This window comes from Thalassospira sp. UBA848, from assembly GCF_002295455.1.
Lineage (GTDB): Bacteria > Pseudomonadota > Alphaproteobacteria > Rhodospirillales > Thalassospiraceae > Thalassospira.
Genome location: NZ_DBGS01000133.1, coordinates 60007 through 60352, shown reverse-complemented (window position 1 = coordinate 60352; position 346 = coordinate 60007). Strand labels below are relative to the sequence as shown.

The window sequence follows — 346 nt, the reverse complement described above, 5'->3', positions numbered from 1 at the left end:
AAGCTGGTCGGAACCCAGCGTCCAGGTACCGTCACCATTATCGGTACCGGCAGAAAGGGTTGCGCCGTTCGGAACACCCGAGATGGTGACAGTCAGCGTTTCGCTGGAGTCCGTCAGACCTGCATCGATATCAAGCGCAATGGCACTGTCTTCGTTGCCTGACGCATCGGACACGCCCAGCGTCGGCGCGTCCGCAACACCAGTCACATCTACAGTTATGCTGTCAGTTGAGGTGGCAACATCCGAACCATCCGCAGACGTCGCCGTCACCCCAAGATCAAACGATCCACTGAAGTCATCCGGCGGCGTAATGCTCAAACCGTCAAGCTGGTCGGAACCCAGCGTC

At 58.4% G+C, this 346-nt stretch carries 1 protein-coding gene; it reads right to left on the bottom strand.

Features of this window, described 5'->3' with window-relative positions:
- A partial coding sequence (locus B2R48_RS18260) for an Ig-like domain-containing protein (protein ID WP_297003282.1) occupies window positions 1-346 on the bottom strand: 346 nt, incomplete at both ends.